The sequence below is a fragment of the Leifsonia naganoensis genome, assembly GCF_013410615.1.
In the GTDB taxonomy this organism is placed as follows: Bacteria; Actinomycetota; Actinomycetes; order Actinomycetales; family Microbacteriaceae; genus Leifsonia; species Leifsonia aquatica.
The window spans coordinates 1,905,435-1,926,752 of the sequence record NZ_JACCHJ010000001.1 but is presented as its reverse complement, the minus strand read 5'-3'; the positions used below and the strand labels follow the sequence as shown (position 1 = coordinate 1,926,752).

The window sequence follows — 21,318 nt, the reverse complement described above, 5'->3', positions numbered from 1 at the left end:
CCCCTCCGGGGTGGGACCCCCCGTTCGGGGACACCCCCGTGACCGTCCGGTGAACAAGGGGTGACCTCCCCTCCCCCGGCGCATAGGCGGCTCCTAGGATCGCTGCTGCCGGAGCGCCACCGGCCCCGCTCCAGCCTCCCCGCACCTCCCCCGCGAAGGACTCCCCGCGATGTCGAAACGCACACGCCTCACCGCGATCCTCGTGATCGTCGGCGTGCTCGTCGCGGTGGCCGTGACGCTCGCGATCGCCGCACGGCCCGCCGCCGTCGCAGCGGCCTCCGGCACCTACGCCGTCTCGGCCGGGCTCGACGACTGCGGTGCGGGGTGGGGCGACGAAGGCACCGTGCCGGGCGGCGACGAGGAGCTCACCGTCACCAACCCGACCGTCGCTGGGATGGAGGTCTACCTCCAGGAGGCCGTCGGCGGCAAGGTCTACCTCGACCTCGAGAACCTGGGCGCCGGCGCCCACGCGAAGGCGCACGTTGCGCTGGGCAGCGGCAGATACCGGTTCGTCTGCCTGCCCGCCGACGCCGACCCGGTGCGCGGTCCCACCGTCACGGTCGGCCGTGCGCCCGCCTCCGCCCAGCTCACGCCGGGACTGGTCCCGGTGACGAGAGGCGACCTCATCCCGGTCGCACTCGCTTACGGCACATGGGTGGGCACCCGCCTGCCCGTGCTGCAGCAGCAGGTCGCCGCGCTCGCGGCCGACGCCGAGGAGGGCGACCTAGCGGCCGCGAAGCGCGACTGGCTGGCGGCCCACACCACCTATGAGACCCTCGGCGCCGCGTACGACGCGTTCGGCGATGTCGGAGACCAGATCGACGGACTGCCGCGCGACGGGCTGACCGGCTTCCACCTGGTCGAATCGCAGCTCTGGGGCGGCGCGGATGCCGCGACGGTCGCCGCGTCGGCGGCGCAGCTCGGCACGGAGGTCGGCAGCCTCGCGGGCACGTTCGCCGACGCCGAGATCGACCCGGGGGCGATCGCGCTGCGCGCCCACGAGATCGTGGAGGTCGCCGTCCAGGACGTGCTGACGGGCGCCGCGGATGCCGGGTCCGGCACCGAGCTGGCCACGGTCGACGCGAACCTCGACGGGGCGGAGCAGGCGCTGGCGCCGCTGCACGACATCCTCGCCCCGCGCTACCCCGACCTGGACCGCACGACGGAGGCGCTGCAGCAGACGCGCACGCTCGTCGAGTCGTTCCGCGCCGCGGACGGCACCTGGACCCCGCTCGCCGGCCTCGACCGCGGCCAGCGCGAGCGCCTCGACGCCGCCCTCGACCACGACGCGGAACTGCTCGCTCCCGTCGCCGCCATCTGCGACCCGAGGAGGGACTCGTGACCGAGACGGAGCGCGCCGCGGAACAGGCCACGGACGAGCGGAGCACCCGCCTCGGACGCCGGGGGTTCCTGGCGGCGGGGGTGGCTCTGCCCGCTGCAGCGGCCGTCGCGGCGGGTGCCGGGGCCGGGATCGGCGCGGCCGCCTCGTCCGCACCCTCCTCGTCGTCGGCGGCGACGCCTCCGCGCTCGTACCCGTTCCACGGCACCCACCAGCAGGGCGTGCTCACCACCCCGCAGCGCGCTGCGGCGTTCGTCGCCCTCGACGCGACGGCGGCCGACCGCACCGAGCTCGCCGACCTCCTCAAGACCATCACCGAGCGGGCCCGGTTCCTCACCGCCGGCGGCACCCCGCCCGACCCCGGGCTCACCGCGCCGCCGCGCGACTCCGGTGTGCTCGGCCCGACGGTCGAGCCCGGTTCGCTCACGGTCACCCTGTCGGCCGGCGCCTCCCTCTTCGACGACCGCTACGGGCTCGCCGCCGCGAAACCCGCTCGACTGCGGGCGATGGATGCGTTCCCGGACGACGCGCTGCGCAGGGAGGTGTGCGACGGCGACCTCCTGCTGCAGGTCTGCGCCGACGAGCGCGACACCGTCACTCACGCGGTCCGCGAGATCGCCCGCGCGACCCGCGGCGGGATGCAGGTGCGCTGGCGGCGGGACGGTTTCGTCTCCCCGCCGCGACCGAGCGGGACGCCCCGCAACCTGATGGGCTTCAAGGACGGCACCAGCAACCCCGACGTCACCGACGCCGCGCTGATGTCGAAGCTCGTATGGGCGCGCGGCGGCAGTGGAGGCGAACCCGCCTGGACGACCGGCGGCAGCTACCACGTGGTGCGCGTCATCCGGATGCTCGTCGAGTTCTGGGACCGCGTGAACCTGCACGAGCAGGAGAACATGATCGGCCGCCGCCGCGACTCCGGAGCCCCGCTCACCGCCTCCCGCGAGTTCGACGACCCGCACTACGAGCTCGACGCGACCGGCGACGTCATCCAACTCGACGCGCACATCCGGCTCGCCAATCCGCGCACCGCGGACACCGCGGACCAGCGGCTGCTGCGCCGCGCGTACAACTACGACGGCGGCACCGACGCCAACGGCAACCTCGACATGGGCCTGGTCTTCGTCGCCTTCAACCAGGACCTCGACCGGCAGTTCGTCGCCGTGCAGAAGCGCCTCGCCGGCGAACCGCTCGTCGACTACATCCAGCCGTTCGGCGGCGGGTACTACTTCGCGCTGCCCGGCGTCCGCGACTCCTCCGACTGGCTCGGGCGCACGATGCTCGCGTGACCAGCAGGAGGCCGACCGGCGCACCCGCGCCGGTCCCACCACCAGCAGGAAAGAAGGAAACGTGTCCAGACACTTCCGTCTGCGCCGCTCCACCCTCGCCGGAGCGGGAGCCGCCCTCCTGGGCGTCGTCGCGCTCGTCGGCGCCGGTGTCCTGGCGGGCTCGCCCGCCTCCGCCTCCGCCTCCGCGAACGGCGGCCACGGGGACCACTCCGCGCAGACCGTCACCCCGATCAAGCACCTCGTCGTGATCTTCGACGAGAACATCTCCTTCGACCACTACTTCGGCACCTACCCCAACGCGGCCAACACCGACGGCACGCCGTTCACCGCCGCCCCGCGCACCCCGGCGGCGAACACACTGGCCAGCAGCGGCACGCTCACCAGCAACCCCAACCTCTACCCGCCCAAGCGGCTCACCCCCGACCAGGCCGTGACCTGCGACCAGAACCACAGCTACGCAGCCGAGCAGGCCGCCGTCGACGCCGGGAAGATGGACATGTTCGTCCAGAAGACGAGCACCGACACCTGCACCGGCGCGTACGGCGCACCCGGTCTGGTCATGGACTACTACGACGGCAACACCGTCACCGGCATGTGGAACTACGCCCAGAACTACGCCATGAGCGACAACAACTGGGACACCGAGTTCGGCCCCTCCACCCCCGGCGCGCTGAACCTCGTCTCGGGTCAGACCCACGGCGGCACCGCCTACGACCCGAAGACCGGGGCCGTGCTGCCGGCCTCGACGGCCGTCCAGTCGCCCAACGCCGCGGGCGTCGGGACCGTGATCGGCGACCCCGACCCGGCGTACGACGACTGCTCCGACAACGACCACACCTCCACCTCCGCGGTCGTCGGGATGTCAGGCAAGAACGTGGGCGACCTGCTCAACGCGCGCGGAGTGACCTGGGGCTGGTTCCAGGGCGGCTTCACGCCGACCACTGCCTGGAACGGCCAGTCCGGCTCCTATGCGGCCTGCGACAAGACCACGGCGAACGTGGCCGGCGCGACCCCGAAGGACTACTCGCCGCACCACTCGCCGTTCCAGTACTACAAGTCGACCTCGAACCCGCACCACCTCGCACCCTCCAGCGTGAAGGCGATCGGGCACACCGACCAGGCGAACCACCAGTACGACCTGACCTCGTTCGACGCGGCGCTGAAGGCGGACAACCTGCCCGCCGTCTCGTTCCTCAAGGCGCCGGAGGCGCAGGACGGCCACGCCGCCTACTCCGACCCGCTGGACGAGCAGAAGTTCCTCGTCAACGAGATCAACGCCATCCAGAAGTCCGACAGCTGGTCGAGCACCGCTGTCGTCGTCACCTATGACGACTCGGACGGCTGGTACGACCACGTGGCGCCGAAGGTGACCAACGGGTCGAAGGATGCGGCGGTCGACTCGGCCGTGTGCACCAGCGTCTCGCGCACCGCGGGCGGGTACGCCGACCGCTGCGGACCGAGCCAGCGCCTGCCGTTCCTGCTGATCTCGCCGTGGGCCGCCCAGAACAAGGTCGACCACACCCCGATCGAGCAGACCAGCGTGCTCCGCTTCATCGAGAACAACTGGCTGACCGGCCGGATCGGCGACGCGTCGTTCGACACGCGCGCCGGCTCCATCGGCGGCCTGTTCGACTGGTGGCACCCGCAGCAGCGGGAGGTGCTGCTCGATCCGACCAGCGGCGCCGTGACGAAGGTGGTCTCGACGCGCCCGCACTGGCCGACCCCGCCCCGCGGAGGCTGGTCCACCCAGCCCTAGCCGCGCCTCCCGCACCGCCCGGCCCGCCGAGGTTCACGAAGTGGCGCTCATTCCAGCCCGGATGACCGCCACGACGTGAACCTCGGCGGGCCTTCGCGCGTCAGCGGTCGCGGAGCAGTTCGTCGAGCGTGAGCGGAGCGCGGCCGGTGACGCGCTCGACCGCATCGCTCACGCCCGCCAGCTCCCCCGCGGCGATCGCGGTGTAGGTCGAGACCCAGGCGTCGTACTGCCACTGCGGTGCGTCCCACTTCTTCCGGGACTCGTACGCTTCCTCAACGGACTCGTCGTGGAACGACACGGCGCGGCCGAGCCGGCGCGACAGGGTCTCGGCGACCTCCGCCATCGTCAGCTCCTCGGGGCCGGTGAGGTCGTAGGTGACGTCGCGGTGCCGCTCGGGATGCTGCAGGACCGCTGCCGCGACGCGGGCGACGTCCGCACGCGCGACCATCGCCGCCCGCCCGCCGTCTGCTGGACCGCGGATGACGCCGTCCTCCCCCATCATGAACTCGACGAAGTCGAGGTAGAGGTTGTCGCGCAGGAAGGTGTGCGCCATCCCGGTGCTCAGGATGCGCTGCTCGGTCGCGTAGTGGTCGCGCGCGAGCGTGAAGGTCGCGTCGGGCGCCGCGCCGACGAACGAGGTATAGACGATGTGCTTCACCCCTGCCTCGGCTGCGGCGTCGACGAAGGAGTAGTGCTCGCGCAGCCGCTCGGCGTTCTCCGCCGCGGAGACCATGAAGAGCGTCTCGACGCCGTCCAGTGCGGCGCGGGCCTGGCCGGCATCGCCGTACGTGCACGCGAGCGTCACCGTCCCGGGAAGATGCGGCGCCTTCGCGGGCGTGCGCGCGAGCATCCGGAACGGCACAGCGGCGTCGGCGAGCGCGGCCGCGGTCAGCCGCCCGACCGTCCCCGTCACGCCGGTCACCGCGAGCGTGGGCATCCCCGTGTTGTCCGTCATACGCCCATCCAACCCCTGCACCCACGCCGGCCGCCATCCGTTCCGGGGTTTCGTACGCGACACGCCGCTCGGAGGCGTACGAAACTCCGGAACGGATGGCGACGGCGCGAGAAAAACATCCTGGCCGCCGGGCCGATGACATGCCGGCGGCCAGGACGAGGGAGGCCCGGGTCAGATGCCCCGGGCGAGGCGGTAGTACGCGGCGTTCCAGTCGAGCTCCCGCTCGAAGCCGCGCAGCGTGGTGTCGTCGTCGATCACGAGCAGCTCGGTGCGCGCGATGCGGGCGAAGTCGGCGAACGCCTCCACCCCGACGGCCGTGCTCATCACGGTGTGGTGGGCGGCGCCGGCCTCCAGCCACGCCGTCGCCGAGGTGGTGAAGTCGGGCGCCGGCTTCCACACGGCGCGGCCGACCGGGAGCTTGGGCAGCGGGGCCGACGGCTCCACGACCTCCACGACATTCGCCACGAGCCGGAAGCGGTCGCGCATGTCGGAGAGCGCCACCACGACGGCCGGGCCGGGGGTCGCCGTGAAGACGAGGCGCACCGGGTCGTCCTTGCCGCCGATGCCGAGGGGATGCACTTCGAGGGTCGGCTTCGCGGTCGTGAGCGCAGGCGAGACCTCGAGCATGTGGGCGCCCAGGATGCGCTCGTCGCCCGGGGTCAGGTCGTACGTGTAGTCCTCCATGAGGGAGGCGCCGCCCGGCAGGCCCGCGCCCATCACGTTCGCGGCGCGCACGAGGATCGCGGTCTTCCAGTCGCCCTCGGCGCCGAAGCCGTAGCCCTCGGCCATGAGCCGCTGGACGGCGAGGCCGGGGAGCTGCTTCAGCGCGCCGAGGTCCTCGAAGCTGGTGGTGAAGGCGCCGAAGCCGCCGCCCTCGAGGAAGGAGCGCAGGCCAAGCTCGATCGCCGCGCCGTCGCGCAGCGACTGGTGCCGGTCACCGCCGCGGCGGAGTTCGGCAGCGACGTCGTAGAGCTCCTCGTACTCGGCGACGAGCGCATCCACGTCGGAGGAGGAGGCGGCGGCCACGGCGTCGGCGAGCTCGTTGACGCCCCAGGTGTTGACCTGCACGCCGAACGCCAGCTCGGCCTCGGTCTTGTCGCCCTCGGTCACCGCGACGAAGCGCATGTTGTCGCCGAAGCGCGCGAGCTTCAGCGAGCGGGTGGCGGCCCAGCCAGCGGCGGCGCGCGTCCAGGTGCCGATGCGGGAGGTGACGGTCGGGTTGCTCACGTGGCCGACGACGGTCGTGCGCGGCACGCCGAGGCGGGTCTGGATGTACCCGAACTCGCGGTCGCCGTGCGCGGCCTGGTTGAGGTTCATGAAGTCGAAGTCGATCTCGCCCCACGGCAGCTCGACGTTCGCCTGGGTGTGGAAGTGGAGGAGCGGCTTCTGGAGGGCGTCGAGGCCGGTGATCCACATCTTCGCGGGGCTGAAGGTGTGCATCCACGCCACCAGGCCGATCACAGTGTCGTCGGCGTTGGCCTCGAGCATCACGCGGCGGATGGCGTCGGAGTCGGTGAGCACCGGCTTCCAGACCACGCGCACCGGCACGTCGGCTGACGCACCGAGCTGGTCGGCGATCTGGCGGGACTGCTCGGCGACCTGCGCGAGCGTCTCGGGCCCGTAGAGGTGCTGGCTGCCGGTGAGGAACCAGACCTCGTAGCCGTCGAGGGTGGCGGAGTTCGGGGACGGAGTGAGCTTCGGCATCAGGAGATGGCACCTTCCGGGTTCTGTCCGTAGACGTTCTGATAGCGGTCGAAGAGACGGTCGATCGCCTCCTGCGGGATGGGCACGAGCGGTCCGCCCTGGCGGGCGAGGTGCACCGTGCGGGCGACGTCCTCGGCCATGACGGCGGCCTTCACCGCGTCGCGGGCATCCCGGCCGATGGTGAAGACGCCGTGGTTCTGCATCAGGACAGCCCGGCTGCGGTGGCCGGCGAGCGTCGCGACGATGCCGCGGCCGATGGAGTCGTCGCCGATGATCGCGAACGGGCCGACCGGGATCTCGCCGCCGAACTCGTCCGCCATCGCGGTGATGACGCACGGGATGGCCTCGGCGCGCGCGGCCCAGGCGGTCGCGTAGGTGGAGTGCGTGTGCACGACGCCGCCGACCTCGGGCAGCTCGCGGTAGACGTACGCGTGCGCAGCGGTGTCGGAGGAGGGGGACCGGTCACATCCGAGCGAGCCCGGGACGACCTCCCCGTCCAGCGTGCACAGGATCATGTTCTCGGGGGCGAGGTCGTCGTAGTCGACGCCGCTCGGCTTGATGACGAAGAGGTCCTCCCCGGGCACGCGGCCCGAGACGTTGCCGCCCGTCCACACCACGAGCCCGTAGCGCACCAGCTCGGCGTGCAGCGCGGCGACCTGCTCGCGCACCCGCCGGACGGCGGGGGTCTCGGGGTGGTTCGGCTCGGCGGCGGTTGCGTCGGTCACCGGGTGGCTCCTTCCGGGGTGGATGCGGTGAGGGGGATCGCCTCGACGGCCGCGCGCTCGATGGCGAGGCCGGCACGGTACTGCTCGATGTAGGCGCCGAAGCCCGCGACGTCGCCGGGATGCGGGGTGGTGGTCTCGAACGCGAAGCCTCCGAAGACCTGGCGGCGCAGGTAGTCGTCGAGGCTCACGCCGCGCTCCGCCTCCGCGAGATAGCCGGCAAGGACGGCGATGCCCCACGCGCCGCCCTCCGACGCCGTCTCGGCGACCGACACCGGCGCGTCCAGCGCGCCCGCGAGGAAGCGCTGCGCGACTCCCGCGGTGCGGAACATGCCCCCGTGGGCGAACATCCGGTCGAGTGCGACGCCCTCGTCGGCGAGCACGCGCATCCCGAGGGCGAGCGTGCCGAACACGCCGTAGAGCTGCGCGCGCATGAAGTTGCCGAGCGTGAAGCGGCTGCCGGGCGTGCGGACGACCAGCGGGCGGCCCTCGTCGAGCCCGGCGATCGGCTCGCCGGACAGGTGGTTGTAGGCCAGGAGGCCGCCGGCGTCGCTCTCGCCGGCCAGCGCCTCCCGGAACAGCGCGTCGTATGCGGCGTCGGCATCCACCGGCGCGTCCGCGGCCTCGGCGAAGCGGCCGAACAGGCCGACCCACGCCGCGAGCTCGCTCGCCCCGTTGTTGCAGTGGACCATCGCGACCGGGTCGCCCGCCGGCGTCGTCACGACGTCGAGCTCGTGGTGCACGCTCGCCAGCGGCCGCTCGAGCACGACCATCGCGAAGATGCTGGTGCCGGCGCTGACGTTGCCCGTGCGCGGTGCGACCGAGCTGGTCGCGACCATCCCCGTGCCGGCATCGCCCTCCGGCGGGCAGAGCGGGATGCCCGGGCGCAGCGCGCCGGACGGGTCCAGCAGCGCGGCCCCCTCGGCGGTCAGCTCGCCGGCCGCCTGGCCCGCCACGAGCACCTCGGGCAGGATGCGGCCGAGGGCCAGCCCGGGCGCCAGCGCCGGTGCCTTCTCGGCGAGCAGCGCGTCGTAGCGCGCGACGAGGTCCGCGTCGTAGTCGCGCGTGGCGGGGTCGATCGGGAACATCCCGGACGCGTCGCCCACGCCGAGCACGGAACGGCCCGTGAGGCGGCGGTGCACGTAGCCCGCGAGCGTCGTGATGGAGTCGAGGCGCGGGAGGTGCGGCTCGGCGTCGAGCACCGCCTGGTGGAGGTGCGCGATCGACCAGCGCAGCGGGATGTTCACGCCCAGCAGGTCGGTGAGCTCGGCCGCCGCGGGCCCGGTGCTCGTGTTGCGCCAGGTGCGGAACGGGACGAGCAGCTCGCCCTCGGCGTCGAACGCGAGGTAGCCGTGCATCATCGCCGAGACGCCGATCGCGCCGTACGTCGCGGGACGCACGCCGTGGGTGCGCTCGGCGTCGGCGACCAGGTCGGCGTAGGCGGCCTGCACGCCCGACCAGATCGCGTCGAGGGAGTACGTCCACACCCGGTCGACGAGCTCGTTCTCCCACTCGTGGGAGCCCACGGCCAGCACACGGGACGGGTCGGCCGCATCCACCAGGCAGGCCTTGATGCGCGTCGAACCGAACTCGATGCCGAGGGAGGTGCGGCCGGCCAGGATGGCGTCGCGGGCGGCGGGGGGCGCGGCGGGCGCGGGGATGGTCGCGGGGGCGGGCTGTGCGGGGGTGTCGCCCCCGGCGCGCTCTGAAGCCGTCATCTGTTCCTCACCACGTTGTGACCGGTCACAATTGCGACTCCAGTATGCGGCGGCCGGCGCTCGCACGTCAAGCCGCGAGGCGCCCATCCAGTCGTTGCAACACGCCGCGCGCGGCCGCGCCGCCCCATCCAGTTGTCGCAACACGCCGCTCGAGCACGTGCGCTGGCGGCGTGTCCTGACCACTCGTTTGCCGAGCCCATCCAGTCGTCGCAACACGCCGCGGGCGCGCAGCCGCTACGCCGACGCGCGCTCCACCAGCACCGGCGCGACGGGCGCGCCGAAGGCGACGCCCGCGCCCTCCGCTCCCCCGCCTTCGATGAGCGAGACGAGGCGGGCGACACAGCGGCGGCCGAGCTCGGCGAAGTCCTGCCGCACGGTGGTGAGCGGCGGCGCGAAGAACGCGGCCTCGGGGATGTCGTCGAAACCGACCACCGCGAGATCCTCGGGCACCCGACGACCCGCGAGGCGGGCAGCGTGCAGCACGCCGAGCGCCATCTGGTCGTTGGAGGAGAAGACGGCGGTCACGCTGTCGTCGGCGAGCAGCCCGGCGGCGATCTCGGCTCCGGAGGCCGCGGTCCAGTCGCCCTCCCGGGTGACGAGCCCCACGACCCGCTCGTCGCCGCCACCGCCGTGCTCCGCGACCTCGGCGAGGAACCCGTCCCGACGCGCACGCGCCTCCGACCAGTCGCCCGGGCCGCACAGGTGGGCGATCCGCCGGTGCCCGCGCTCGATCAGGTGACGCGTGGCCAGCCGTGCTCCCTCGACCTGGTCGACGAAGACGCCGTCGTCGCCCGCGGCGACGGCGCCGTGCAGCGTGACCGACGGGACGGCGAGCGACACGGCGGCCATCGCATCCTGCACCCGCTGCTGCGGGGCGATGACGACGATGCCCTCGACGGCCTGCGCGAGGAGGTGGTCGAGGGCGGCCTCGACCGAGGCGCGGTCCAGCGCGGAGGTGTGCGCGACGGTGACGAAGTACCCGGCGTCGCGCGCGGCGTTCTCCACCGCGTCGATGCTGGAGGCCGGGCCGAAGAGGGAGGAGGTGGAGGCCGCGAGCACCCCGATGGTCGTCGACCGGGCGGTCGTGAGCATCCGAGCGGCGCGATTGGGCCGGAAGTTCAGCTCGGCCATCGCGGCCAGCACGCGGTCGCGCGTCTCGGGCCGGATGCTGGCGTGGTCGTTCAGCACGCGCGACACGGTCTGCCGCGAGACCCCCGCCGCGGCCGCGACCTCGCGCACCCCCGGGGCGCGTCCGCTCTCGATCATCCCTTCACCCTAGCGGCGCGCATCCAGCGGCCGCCGCACCGCTCACACGAAGGCGGAGAGCGCCTTCTGCAGCTGGAGCGCGCCGATCACGAGCAGCAGGGCGGCGTTGAGCACGTGCGTGTTGCCGGCGACCCAGCTGCGGGTGCGGGCGAGCAGAGGTTCGGCGGCGGCGCCCCGCACGACGACGAGCAGGACGGGCAGCACGATCGACAGCGAGCCGACCAGCCCGAAGACCACCAGCACCGCCACCGCCGGACCGGTCGCGACGGCCGCCACCCGGGCGTCGAGCGCCGCGATGATCGCGCACGACGCATCCACCGGATTCACGACGAACAACCCGAGACCGAGGAAGAACGTGCGCACGGGACGGAACGTCTCCACCTGCTGCAGCCAGCCCGGCAGCTGCGGTGCGGCGGCCGCGACGTCCCGCGGCGAGCGCGCCTCCGCCATCTGCGCGATCCGCGCGCGGCCCCGGCGGTACACCACGACCGCCGCCCCGACGAGCAGCAGGCCCAGCACGAGCCGCAGGATCGGCACCCACAGCGGCGGCTCCCGCAATGCCCGTACCTGCAGCGCCCCGAAGACGAGGAACGCCACGGTCAGCACGAGCGCGATCCCGGCCAGCCAGCCGAGCGCGAACGCGATGCCACCAACCCGGGCGCGGGACGAGACCAGCACCGCGATCAGCGCCATCAGGGCGAGCGGGCTGAGCAGGATGCCGAACAGCAGCGGGACGAGGCCCAGGATGAGATCGCCCACGTCACACCTCCGGCGGCGGGGTGAGCGGCGTCGGAGGCGCGTCGGACGTGACGGTCGCCTCCCGGTCGCCGAGCGCGGCGAAGATCGCGTCGACCACCGCGGCGGTCACGGCCGGCCCGTCGCCGGCGTGGTGCCAGTACTGCGCCCGCACCGTGTAGCGGTGGGGCTCGTGCGCGATGCTCAGCACCCGCACCGGCTCGCGGTGGTGCACGCCCTCCACCGCGGCGCAGGCGTCGGATATGCGCGTGCGGACCTCCTCCCGATCCGCCGGGTCGACCTTGACGCGCACCTCCACCTCGGACCGGCGACCGCCGAGCTCGGACTCGTTGACGAACGGGTTGCCGACCACGTCGGCGTTCGGGATGTGCGCGACCCGGCCATCCATGGTCCGCACCACCACGGTGCGGCTGGTGACTTCGCGGACCGCGCCCCGGTACCCCGCCACGTCGACGATGTCGCCGGCCTTGAACGGTCGCCGGGTCTGCAGCACCAGGCCCGCGGCGAAGTTCTCGTTGATGCCGCGCAGGGCCAGGCCGGCGACGACCGCCACGATGACGGCGAGCGCCAGGACGGGCTGGATGGGGGCGCCGAGGAAGGCGATGCCGACGCCGATCCCGAGCAGGATGACCGTGAGCCGGACCACCCGCGCGATGCGGCGGCCGGTGTCGGTGGTGACGGCGGGGATGCGGGCGCAGAGCCGCAGGGTGGCGCGGTGCGCCAGGATGCCGAGCAGGATCCCGGCGGCGACGGACACGAGCGCGAACAGCACGGACCACTGGTCGAGGCCCGAGAAGAACCCCGCCGCGTCTCCGGCCGCCGCCGTACGCACCATCCCGACTCCCTCACCGCCCGTGCGGCGACAGTATCGGCCGGGCGACGGGAGCGTCTAGACGCAGAACGGGCGGCGGAGTGCGACCTCCACCGCCCGTGTCGTGCGGTGCGCTCAGGCGACGAGCGAGAAGCCGGCCGTCCAGGAGATGCGCTCGGCCGCCGCGAGCGTGATCTGCAGGAAGCCGATGGACTCGAGTTCGCGGGCACGCTTGAGGGAGCCGGCGTCGACGGCGTTCAGGCCGCCCGCGGTCACGATGCCGGTCAGCGTGGCCTTCGCGGCGTCGTCGTCACCGGCGATGAGCACGGTGGTGGTCTCGGCGCCGACCTTCCCGGAGGCGAGGGTCGCGGCGAAGGTGGTGTTGAAGGCCTTGAGGACCGTCGAGGACGGAAGCTTGCCCGCGATCACGGCCGCGGCCGAGCCGTCGGCCGGGACCGTCAGGCCGTCGAAGGTCCCGAAGTCGAGTGGGTTCGTGATGTCGACGACGACCTTGCCTGCGAGGGCGTCGCCGTAGGTCGCGATGACCGCATCCACCTCGGGGTACGGGACGGCGAGGACCACCACGTCGCCGGCGACCGCGCCGCCCTCGCGGCCCAGGTACTCGACCGTGCTGCCGCCGGCCGCGGCCACGCCGCCGATCGCCTTCGCCATGTTTCCGTTGCCGATGATGCTGACCGTGCTCATGAGATTCCTTCCCGGCTGTGCGCCGTATTCAGTTGATGCTTCAACCAATGTACGTCGGGATGGTTGAAGCGTCAAGTGATTGCTAGAATGGACCCATGACGACGAGCGACGACCTCGCGGGCCGCGAGCGCGATGCCTGGCTGGGCCTCGTCGCGCTCACGCAGTTGCTGCCTCCCGTCATCGACGGCCAGCTCTCGCGCGACTCCGCGGCGACGCACTACGAATTCTTCGTGCTCTCGCGACTGGCCGAGTCGCCGAACCATCGGCTGCGACTCAGCGCCCTCGCGACCGCGACCAACGCGTCCGTCTCGCGCCTCAGCCACGTGATCACCCGGCTGGAGGCCCGCGGGCTCGTGCAGCGGATGCCCTGCGAGGAGGACGGCCGCGCCACCAACGCCGTGCTCACCGACGCGGGCGCCGAGTTCGTGGCGACCGCCGCCCCCGGGCACCTCGACACCGTGCGCTCGCGCGTGCTCGCGGCACTGACTCCCGAGCAGGTCGAGCAGCTCGCCGAGATCTCCTCGTCCATCGTCGGGGCCATCGACCCGTCGCGCCGCCCGAGCGACGCCTGCGAGTCGATCGTCGCCGCCGCCACCAGCGACTAGCCCCCTCCCCCTCCTTCCCCCCTCACCCCGCGGGCAACCGCCGAGTACGCGAAAAGTGGGCTCGAAACCGCCGAGTACGCAGAGAATTCGCGTACTCGGCAGGCGGGGCGGTGCAGGCTCGCGTCAGTCGATGAGGTCGCGGGCGGCGAGGAGGCGCAGGACCTCCCGGCCCGCGGGTGGGCAGCGGTCCGCGTCGGCGGTCGTGACCCAGTGCAGCGCACCGACCTCGGACGACGGCGTCGGCGCCGCATCGGTGCGCGCGCGGAAGACGCGCATGTGCACCATCCGCCCCTCCTCCTGACCGTGCGCGAGCGTGCGCACCTCGAACAGCTCCTCGAGCGCGCTCGGGTCGAGCGTCAGCGAAACCTCCTCGTGCGCCTCGCGCGCCGCGGCCTGCGCTGCGGTCTCGCCCGGGTCGATCTTGCCGCCGGGCATGTAGTGCACCTCGCGCCCGCGCGCGGTCACCATCAGCACGGTTCGATCGCGGAGGAGCGCGATGGCGGCGACCTGGAGCGGCGGGAGGGTCATGCCTCCACGCTAGGCGATGCCATGCTGGTCGGATGATCAGCGACGACACCGCCCGCGCCTTCGTCGACCAGTGGCTGGCCGACTGGAACGCCCACGACCTCGACGCCCTGCTCGCCCACTACGCGGACGACGTCGTCTTCACCTCGCCGCTCGCCGCACGGCTGCTCCCCGGCAGCGGTGGAGTCGCACGCGGCAAGGCAGCCCTGCGCGAGTACTGGACGGCCGGCCTGGCCGCCCTCCCCGATCTCCGGTTCGAGGTGCTGGACCACTACGTCGGGGTCGGCACGATCGTCATCCGCTACCGCAATCAGTCTGGCGGCGTGGTCAGCGAAGTGCTCGAGTTCGACGGCGACGTGATCGTGCGGGGGCACGGGACGTATCAGGCGGGTTGAATCCGCCGGTGACGCGCTCCGCCCTCAGCGGCGCGACAGCAGCGAGGTCACGCGCAGACGACCCGAGTGGATCCAGACATCCGAGTACTCGATCGGGCGGCCGTCGGCGAGGTAGGTCACCTGCTGCAAGTACTGCACGGGAGCACCCGTCGCGAGTTCGAGCGATGCGGCGGTGGCGGCGTCGGCGGCCTCGGCCGAGAAGGTGCGTCGCGCGCTGCCGATCTTGAGCTGGAAGCGACCCTCCAGGGTCCCGAACAGGCTGGCCGTGGTGAAGTCCGTGTCCTCTAGCCCCGGTGTGAGGTCGGTGCGGACGTAGTTGACGAGCAGGGCGACGGGCCCGTCCTCGGTGCGGCGTAGACGGCGCAGACTCAGCACCTTGGCCCGGGCGGGCATGTCGAGGAGGGCGGCGACCGGTCGCGGCGGCTCGAGCAGCACGCACTCCAGCACCTCGGTCTGCGTGACGATCCCCTGGTTGGCGAAGTCCTCCGAGAGCGTGCTGAGCTTCTGGGCGATCGAGGGCTCGATCGTGGTGGAGGTGACGAAGGTGCCCTTGCCGCGGATCTGCCGCAGCAGCCCCTCCTCGATCAGCGTGGTCAGGGCGCGGCGCAGCGTGCCGCGGCTGACCCCGAGGTCGTGCGCCAGCTCGGGCTCGCTCTTCAGCCGGTAGTGCGCCGGCCACTCGCCCGTCGCGATCCGGCCGCGGATGCGCTCCGAGATCTGCGAATGGAGGGCGATCGGGGCCCCGCGGTCGACGTCCCCCTCGTCGAACAGCTCGTCGTTCACGGTCACCGTCGTGTGTCCTCCCCTGGTGTGCGCCGCCGTCCCGACCTTAGTTCACGCGGGACGGCGGCGGCGCGGTCAATAGCTGGCGGTGTTCTCGTCGCCGGAGTCGCTGATGATCTCGAGGCCCGCGCTGGTGCCGAGCAGGCTCGCGCCCGCCTCCAGCAGGGACAGCGCCTGCGGGTAGCTCTTGATCGATCCGGACGCCTTCACGAGCACGCCGTCGCGGGCCAGGCCGACGAGGTAGCGGACGCTCTCGGGGTTGGCGGTCTCGATCTGCCCGCTGGACGCGTTCTTCAGGAAGGCGACTCCCGCCTCCATCGAGAGTTCGACGGCTGCGCGACGCTCGTCGGGCGTCAGGAGCGGGAGCTCCAGCATCACCTTGACCGGGATGCCGGAGGCGCGCACGACCCCGGCGATGTCGTCGCGGAACGCGTCGTACATGCCGCTCTTGAGCCAGCCGATCTGCACGCCGATGTCGAGCTGGGTGGCACCGAGGCGCGCGATCGACTCGGCCTCGGCCGCCTTGCCCGCGCTCGTGGTGACGCCCACCGTGGGGAAGTCGAGCGCGGTGGCGATGCCGACGCCGGTGCCGCGCAGTTCGGCGGCGACGACGTCGACCCACGAGGCGGGGACCATCGCCGCGTTGAAGCCGTGCTCGACGGTCTCGCGGGCGTGGGCGACGATCTCGTCGCGGGTGAGGCCGACCTCGATCTTGGTGTGCTGGATGTACGGGGCCAGCTCGGCGGGGGCGAGTGTCTTCTCGCCGGTGGTGGTGGTCACGGTGGTGTTCCTTTCGCGTGGACCGCGGGTGCGGGGTGGGAGGTTCCGGCCGTCAGAGACGGTCGGCGTAGTAATCGGGGGCGACGACGCCGTCCCCGCCGAACCAGCGGGGCACGTCGACGCCGCAGACGAGGCCGATGTTGCCCCAGGGCTCGAAGGCGCCGGTGCGGACGATGACCTTCGCCTGGGCGGCGACCGCGCCGAGCATGTCGGCGTGGGTGCGCGTGCTGAACTCGGCGCCGGCGAAGCGGTCGGCGAGCCAGTCGTCGAGGCGCGGGTTGTTGGAGACGACGTCCTCGGCGCGGACGACGCCCTCCACCACCAGCTCGTCGGCGATGAGGCCGAGCACGGTGCGCAGGTCCGGGAGGTTCTCGGCGATCGCGAGGTCGATGCGGTGCGCGTCGCGCGGGATGGGGAACCCGGCGTCGACGACCAGCAGCAGGTCGGTGTGGCCGAGGGTGGCGAGCGCCCCGCTCAGCTCGGCGTTGAGGATGCCGTTCTTCTTCATGTCTCTCCTTCTGTTCGGTCGCGGGTCGGGATCAGGCCACGGCGGCGGCGCCGGTCGCAGCGGCCATGATGTTCTCCTCCGTCGCCTCCGCCGTCGGCAGGACCGTCGCGATGCGCCCCTCCGCCATGACGGCGATGCGGTCGGTGATGGTCAGCAGCTCCGGGAGGTCGGACGAGGAGCACAGGATGGCGACGCCCGCCGCGGCGAGCGCGAAGAGCTGCTCGTAGATCTCGGCCTTGGCCCCGACGTCGACGCCGCGCGTCGGCTCGTCGAGGATGAGCACCCGCGGCTCGATCGCGAGCCAGCGCGCCAGCATCGCCTTCTGCTGGTTGCCGCCGGAGAGGTTCACGATCGGGGTCTGCAGCGACGCGGTCTTGACCGTGAGGGCGGTCGCCAGCCGACCGGCCTCCCTGTCGAACCCGCCGCGGCGGACGAGGCCGCCGGAGGTGTGGCGGCCGAGGGTGAGCACGCCGATGTTGTCGCCGACGCCGAGGGAGCTGAGGAGGCCCTGCGCGCGACGCTCGCCGGGGACGAACCCGAGGCGACGGCGCACCGATTCCCCGGGCGTCCGACGGTCGTACGACCGGCCGTCGAGCATCATCCGGCCGCCGGCGCCGCGTTCGGCGCCGAAGAGATTACGGAGCAGTTCGACCCGCCCGCTGTCGGGCAGACCCGCGATGCCGAGGATCTCGCCGGGGTGCAGGTCGAACGACACCTCCCGGTGCCCGCGGCCCGCGAGGTCGTGCACGGTCAGCACCGGGGCGACCAGCGGCTCCGCGCGGACGGTGTCGGAGCGGCGCGCCAGGTCGCCGAGCTCACGGCCGACCATCGCGGCGACAGCCTGCTCCGGTGTCGTCTCCTCCCGGCTCCAGGAGGCGACGTGCCGTCCGTCCCGGAGCACCTCGAGCTGATCCGCGAGCCGGAACACCTCGGGCATCCGGTGCGAGACGTACAGCAGGGTGGTTCCCTGGCGTGTGAGCGTCTCCATCAGCGCGAACAGCCGTTCGGACTCCGCGGGCGTGAGCACCGAGGTGGGCTCGTCGAGGATCAGGATGCGGCAGCCGCGGGCGATGGAGCGCGCCACCACGACGAGCTGCTGGGTCGCCAGGTCGAGCCCGCCGACCGGCGCGGCCGGGTCGAGGTCGAGGTCGAGCGTGCGGAGCAGCTCGGCGGCGCGCTGCCGCATCCGGCGGCGCGACGGGAACCAGCGGCTGCCCGGCTCGACGCCGACGAGGATGTTCTCGGCCACGGTGCGCTCCGGCAGGAGCGAGAGCTCCTGTGGCACGATCGCCACGCCGTGCTCGGTGAGCAGGGAGTGCGGATCGAACCGCTGCACCTCGACCCCGTGGACGGTGACGCTCCCGGCGCTCGGCGGCTGCAGGCCCGCGAGGATCTTCAGGAGGGTGGACTTGCCCGCACCGTTCTCTCCGAGCAGGGCGGTCACCCGCCCCTCCGGAACCTCCATCGTGACGTCGGCGAGAGCCGTGACCGGTCCGAACCGGCGGCTGAGCCCGGTGATGCGGATGGCCGGCTGCGCCGCGTCGGGCGTCGGGAGCGTCATGTCAGCCCTCCACCGTGGCGTCGGAGAGGTTCTTCGCGTCGATGATCTGGGCGCCGGTGTCGACGCCGGAGATCTTCGTGCCCTTCTTCAGGAAGTCGGCGAGCACCTTCACGGCCTGGTAGCCCTGCTCCGACGGGTTCTGACTGATCGTGAAGGTCACCACGCCCTGGGTGATGAACTCGGCGGTCTGCGGGAGGAGGTCGAAGCCGACCATGGTGATCTTCCCCGCGTTGCCGGACTGCTGGACCCACTTGGCCGCGGCCGTCGTGCTGCAGCAGTCGAGGCCGGCGATGGCGACGACGCCCGACTGGCCCGACATGGTCGAGTCGACCGTGTTGTAGGCGGCGTTCGGCTCGTTGCCGACGTTGACCGGGCCGACGACCTCGAGACCCGAGCCCTCCATGCCCTTCGTGAATCCGCCGAAGCGATCGTTCGACCAGCCGGCGCCCGTGTCGAGGGAGAAGACGACGACCTTGCCGGACGCCGTGTCGCCGAGGGCGGTGCGCAGCTGCTTCGCCTCGGAGGTGCCGGAGGCGGCGAGGTCCTGTCCGACGAAGCCCATCTGCTTCGAGCCGGGGTTGTCGGTGTTGAACGAGATGATCGGGATGCCCGCCTCGTACGCCTGCGCGATCACCGGCTTGAGGGCGTCGCTGCTGGCGGAGGAGACCGCGAGGCCGTCGACCGCCTGCTGCTGGATCAGGGTCTGCAGCTCGGCGACCTGCTTCGCGGCGTCGCCACCGGTCGGGCCGATCAGCTGCACGTCGGCGCCGAGCTCCTTGCCGGCCTTCTCCATCCCTTCGCGGATCGGGGTCGCGAACGCGAGCGACGGGTCGTGGTAGCTGAGCTTGATGCGCAGCTTCTCACCGCCGTCGACGCGCTTCTGGATGTACTCGGCGAGGTGGAAGCCGCCGGAGGCGTCGGCGGCGTTGCCGTTGGTGATCGCGCCGCAGCCGGCGGCGGTCAGCGCGACCGTCGTGGCGACGGCGGCGGCCGTCAGCACGCGGCGGGTGAGGGTGCGGAAAGACATCAGTACTCCTTCGTGTGTGATGTACGCGGGTGGTGCTCGGGTGGTGTGCGTGGGCGCGGCGTCGATGCCGCGCCGGTCAGGCGCGTGTCTTGCGCTTGCGCTGCCAGGTGTCCGCGGCCACGGCCGCGACGATGACGAGACCGGTGACGACCGTCTGCCAGAAGGACGAGATCCCGTTGATGTTGAGGATGTTCTGCAGGATGCCGATGAAGAGCACGCCGATGACGGTGCCCCACATCGTGCCGGAGCCGCCGAAGAGGGCCGCGCCGCCGATGATCACCGCGGAGATCACCGTCAGCTCGAGGCCGGTGCCGGTCACGCCCTGCACGTAACTGAGGAAGGACAGACCGAGTACGCCGGCGACGGCCGCCGTGAATCCGGAGAGGACGAACGCCGTCAGCTTGACCACGCCGACGTTGATGCCGACGAGCCGTGCGGCCTCCTTGTTGCCGCCGACGGCATAGGTGTTGAAGCCGAGCCGCGAGCGGGAGAGCAGGATGACGCCGAGCACGATGATCGCGGCGAAGACGATGAGCTGCATCGGGACGACGCCGAAGAGGCGCCCCTGACCCAGCAGGTTGAAGTCGGCGACGCCGGCCTGTGAGGTGCTGAGCGAGATCGGCTTGCCATCGGAGATGAGGAGCGCGACGCCGCGGAAGACGCTGAGGCTGCCGAGGGTGACGATGAACGAGGGGACCCCGAGGAGCACCACCGCCAGTCCGTTCACGAGTCCGGCGACGACGCCGACGGCCAGGCCGATCAGGATCGCGAGCGGCCAGGCCACCCCGCCGGCGATCGCCATGCCGGTCGCGATCGCCGAGAGCGCGTAGATCGAGCCGACGGAGAGGTCGATCTCGCCGTTGATGATCACGAAGGTCGCGCCGACGGCCATGATGCCGATCTGCGAGACCTGCTGGCCCACCGACAGCAGGTTGCCCGCCTGGAGGAAGCTCGGCGAGAGCACGGTGCCGAGCACGACGAGCAGCACGAGCGCGGCGAACACGCCGGCCTCGCGGGCGTGGAGGAGCTTGCGGAAGTCCGGTGCGCTGCGTCGCGCGGGGACGGTGGTGGCGGTCATCGGGTGGGTCCAATCGAGCCGGGATTCGGGAGGGAGGGGAGGGCCGGGAGCTGCGCCGCGGTCGGGAGGGCGGGGACGACGCCCTCCGCCGCGACCGTGTGGGCTCCCGCGTGGGCGGCATATGCGGCGGCATCGGCGAGCGACGCGCCCGCCGCGACCGCGACGGCCAGGGCGGCGGTGAACGAGTCGCCCGCACCGGTCGTGTCGACGACGGCGACGGGAGGCACAGGTGCGATCTCGCGCTCCCCCTCCGCGTCGGCCAGGAGCGCGCCGGCCGCGCCGCGGGTGAGGAGGACGGACCCGCCGGTGCGGGCGCGCAGAGCGGTGACGAGCTCGTGCTCGGTCGCCCCGTCGCCGGGCTCGCGGCCGAGCAGCACCGGCGCCTCCGTCTGGTTGGGGGTGATGATGTCGATGAGCGCCCACGCTTCATCGGGCAGGGCGCGGGCGGGCGCCGGGTTGAGCAGGGTGGTCGTTCCGACCTCCCGTGCCGTCCGCAACGCGTGCACGACCGCGGCGAGCGGGATCTCCATCGAGACGACGAGGACGTCCGCCGCGGCGATCTCGTCGCGGAAGGCGTCGACCGCGGCGGCGTCGAGCTCGTCGAGTGCGCCGGGTGCGATCGCGATGCGGTTCTCACCGCTCGGCTCGACCAGGATGAAGCCGACCATCGTCGCGCCGGCGCCGGTCAGCGTCTTGCTCGCGTCGACACCCTCGCGGGCCCAGAGTTCGCGGGCCGCGCGACCGAAGTCGTCGGCGCCGACGGCGGTGAGGAGGGAGGCCTCAGCACCCAGCCGGGCGGCGGCGACGGCCTGATTCGAGCCCTTGCCTCCCGGCCCGGAGTCGAAGACTCCTCCGCTGACCGTCTCACCGGCCTCCGGCGAGCGCGGGACCCGCATGGTGAGGCCCGCCCCGTAGCTTCCGACCACAGCGATCTTCATCGATTCGAGTACTTCCTTGTACGTGGACAACTATGAACATGAGCAGTGTATGTCCATAGTTGTCCACTCGTCAACCGAAGCTGCACGAACGGTGCAC

General features: G+C 72.3%; 21 protein-coding genes. 5 read left to right on the top strand and 16 right to left on the bottom strand.

All coding sequences use genetic code 11. The features are described 5' to 3' along the window. The first annotated feature begins 169 nt into the window (after positions 1 to 169). The 3 genes from HNR14_RS09390 to HNR14_RS09380 all read left to right on the top strand — a co-directional run bounded on the left by HNR14_RS09390 (position 170) and on the right by HNR14_RS09380 (position 4,384). Positions 170 to 1,342: an EfeM/EfeO family lipoprotein gene (locus HNR14_RS09390; RefSeq protein WP_179700820.1), complete on the top strand. Its 1,173-nt coding sequence runs from the start codon at positions 170 to 172 to the stop codon at positions 1,340 to 1,342. Further along, a complete protein-coding gene (gene efeB, locus HNR14_RS09385; RefSeq protein ID WP_179700819.1) occupies positions 1,339 to 2,628 on the top strand; it encodes an iron uptake transporter deferrochelatase/peroxidase subunit in 1,290 nt (429 codons plus the stop codon). Before HNR14_RS09390 ends, efeB begins: the two co-directional genes overlap by 4 nt. 61 nt (positions 2,629 to 2,689) lie before the next feature. Beyond that, positions 2,690 to 4,384, top strand: a complete 1,695-nt coding sequence (locus HNR14_RS09380; protein ID WP_179700818.1) for an alkaline phosphatase family protein — start codon at positions 2,690 to 2,692, stop codon at positions 4,382 to 4,384. Positions 4,385 to 4,484: 100 nt separating this feature from the next. On the opposite strand, the gene HNR14_RS09375 is transcribed toward HNR14_RS09380, so the two are convergent. From HNR14_RS09375 to HNR14_RS09340, 8 genes are all read right to left on the bottom strand, one after another. Continuing rightward, the gene (locus HNR14_RS09375; RefSeq protein WP_179700817.1) at positions 4,485 to 5,339 is read right to left on the bottom strand and encodes an NmrA family NAD(P)-binding protein; all 855 of its coding nucleotides are present in this window, start codon (positions 5,337 to 5,339) and stop codon (positions 4,485 to 4,487) included. Positions 5,340 to 5,510: 171 nt separating this feature from the next. Then, positions 5,511 to 7,043, bottom strand: a complete 1,533-nt coding sequence (gene araA, locus HNR14_RS09370) for an L-arabinose isomerase (RefSeq protein WP_179700816.1) — start codon at positions 7,041 to 7,043, stop codon at positions 5,511 to 5,513. Further along, positions 7,043 to 7,768 (bottom strand): L-ribulose-5-phosphate 4-epimerase, encoded by a 726-nt coding sequence (locus tag HNR14_RS09365; RefSeq protein WP_179700815.1) that lies wholly within the window; start codon positions 7,766 to 7,768, stop codon positions 7,043 to 7,045. The genes araA and HNR14_RS09365 overlap by 1 nt, the downstream gene beginning before the upstream one ends. Then, entirely contained in the window at positions 7,765 to 9,483 is a 1,719-nt protein-coding gene (locus HNR14_RS09360; RefSeq protein WP_179700814.1) for a xylulokinase, read from the bottom strand. The genes HNR14_RS09365 and HNR14_RS09360 overlap by 4 nt, the downstream gene beginning before the upstream one ends. A gap of 234 nt (positions 9,484 to 9,717) precedes the next feature. Further along, on the bottom strand, positions 9,718 to 10,749 hold the full coding sequence (locus HNR14_RS09355) for a LacI family DNA-binding transcriptional regulator (RefSeq protein ID WP_179700813.1): 1,032 nt from the start codon (positions 10,747 to 10,749) through the stop codon (positions 9,718 to 9,720). Positions 10,750 to 10,791: 42 nt separating this feature from the next. After that, positions 10,792 to 11,508 (bottom strand): GAP family protein, encoded by a 717-nt coding sequence (locus HNR14_RS09350; RefSeq protein ID WP_179700812.1) that lies wholly within the window; start codon positions 11,506 to 11,508, stop codon positions 10,792 to 10,794. Position 11,509: 1 nt separating this feature from the next. Next, positions 11,510 to 12,340: a mechanosensitive ion channel family protein gene (locus HNR14_RS09345; protein WP_179700811.1), complete on the bottom strand. Its 831-nt coding sequence runs from the start codon at positions 12,338 to 12,340 to the stop codon at positions 11,510 to 11,512. Between the two features lie 111 nt (positions 12,341 to 12,451). Continuing rightward, the gene (locus HNR14_RS09340) at positions 12,452 to 13,021 is read right to left on the bottom strand and encodes an NADPH-dependent F420 reductase (protein WP_179700810.1); all 570 of its coding nucleotides are present in this window, start codon (positions 13,019 to 13,021) and stop codon (positions 12,452 to 12,454) included. Between the two features lie 95 nt (positions 13,022 to 13,116). On the opposite strand from HNR14_RS09340, the gene HNR14_RS09335 reads away from it, so the two are divergent. Beyond that, positions 13,117 to 13,626: a MarR family winged helix-turn-helix transcriptional regulator gene (locus HNR14_RS09335; protein WP_179700809.1), complete on the top strand. Its 510-nt coding sequence runs from the start codon at positions 13,117 to 13,119 to the stop codon at positions 13,624 to 13,626. Positions 13,627 to 13,749: 123 nt separating this feature from the next. Here the strand turns inward: HNR14_RS09335 and HNR14_RS09330 are convergent, their stop codons facing one another. Then, on the bottom strand, positions 13,750 to 14,154 hold the full coding sequence (locus HNR14_RS09330; protein ID WP_179700808.1) for an NUDIX hydrolase: 405 nt from the start codon (positions 14,152 to 14,154) through the stop codon (positions 13,750 to 13,752). Positions 14,155 to 14,186: 32 nt separating this feature from the next. On the opposite strand from HNR14_RS09330, the gene HNR14_RS09325 reads away from it, so the two are divergent. Further along, positions 14,187 to 14,546 (top strand): nuclear transport factor 2 family protein, encoded by a 360-nt coding sequence (locus tag HNR14_RS09325; RefSeq protein ID WP_179700807.1) that lies wholly within the window; start codon positions 14,187 to 14,189, stop codon positions 14,544 to 14,546. A 24-nt stretch (positions 14,547 to 14,570) separates the two neighbouring features. On the opposite strand, the gene HNR14_RS09320 is transcribed toward HNR14_RS09325, so the two are convergent. The 7 genes from HNR14_RS09320 to HNR14_RS09290 all read right to left on the bottom strand — a co-directional run bounded on the left by HNR14_RS09320 (position 14,571) and on the right by HNR14_RS09290 (position 21,221). Continuing rightward, the gene (locus HNR14_RS09320) at positions 14,571 to 15,335 is read right to left on the bottom strand and encodes a GntR family transcriptional regulator (protein ID WP_343064447.1); all 765 of its coding nucleotides are present in this window, start codon (positions 15,333 to 15,335) and stop codon (positions 14,571 to 14,573) included. 69 nt (positions 15,336 to 15,404) lie between these two features. Next, complete coding sequence (gene deoC, locus HNR14_RS09315; RefSeq protein WP_021762504.1) at positions 15,405 to 16,109, bottom strand: deoxyribose-phosphate aldolase; 705 nt, start codon at positions 16,107 to 16,109, stop codon at positions 15,405 to 15,407. A 52-nt stretch (positions 16,110 to 16,161) separates the two neighbouring features. Then, on the bottom strand, positions 16,162 to 16,617 hold the full coding sequence (gene rbsD / locus HNR14_RS09310) for a D-ribose pyranase (protein ID WP_179700806.1): 456 nt from the start codon (positions 16,615 to 16,617) through the stop codon (positions 16,162 to 16,164). A 31-nt stretch (positions 16,618 to 16,648) separates the two neighbouring features. Beyond that, positions 16,649 to 18,178: a sugar ABC transporter ATP-binding protein gene (locus HNR14_RS09305; protein ID WP_179700805.1), complete on the bottom strand. Its 1,530-nt coding sequence runs from the start codon at positions 18,176 to 18,178 to the stop codon at positions 16,649 to 16,651. 1 nt (position 18,179) lies between these two features. Further along, positions 18,180 to 19,205: a substrate-binding domain-containing protein gene (locus HNR14_RS09300; RefSeq protein ID WP_179700804.1), complete on the bottom strand. Its 1,026-nt coding sequence runs from the start codon at positions 19,203 to 19,205 to the stop codon at positions 18,180 to 18,182. 76 nt (positions 19,206 to 19,281) lie between these two features. Then, entirely contained in the window at positions 19,282 to 20,283 is a 1,002-nt protein-coding gene (locus HNR14_RS09295; RefSeq protein ID WP_179700803.1) for an ABC transporter permease, read from the bottom strand. Then, positions 20,280 to 21,221 (bottom strand): ribokinase, encoded by a 942-nt coding sequence (locus HNR14_RS09290; protein ID WP_179700802.1) that lies wholly within the window; start codon positions 21,219 to 21,221, stop codon positions 20,280 to 20,282. The genes HNR14_RS09295 and HNR14_RS09290 overlap by 4 nt, the downstream gene beginning before the upstream one ends. Between the last annotated feature and the right edge of the window lie 97 nt (positions 21,222 to 21,318).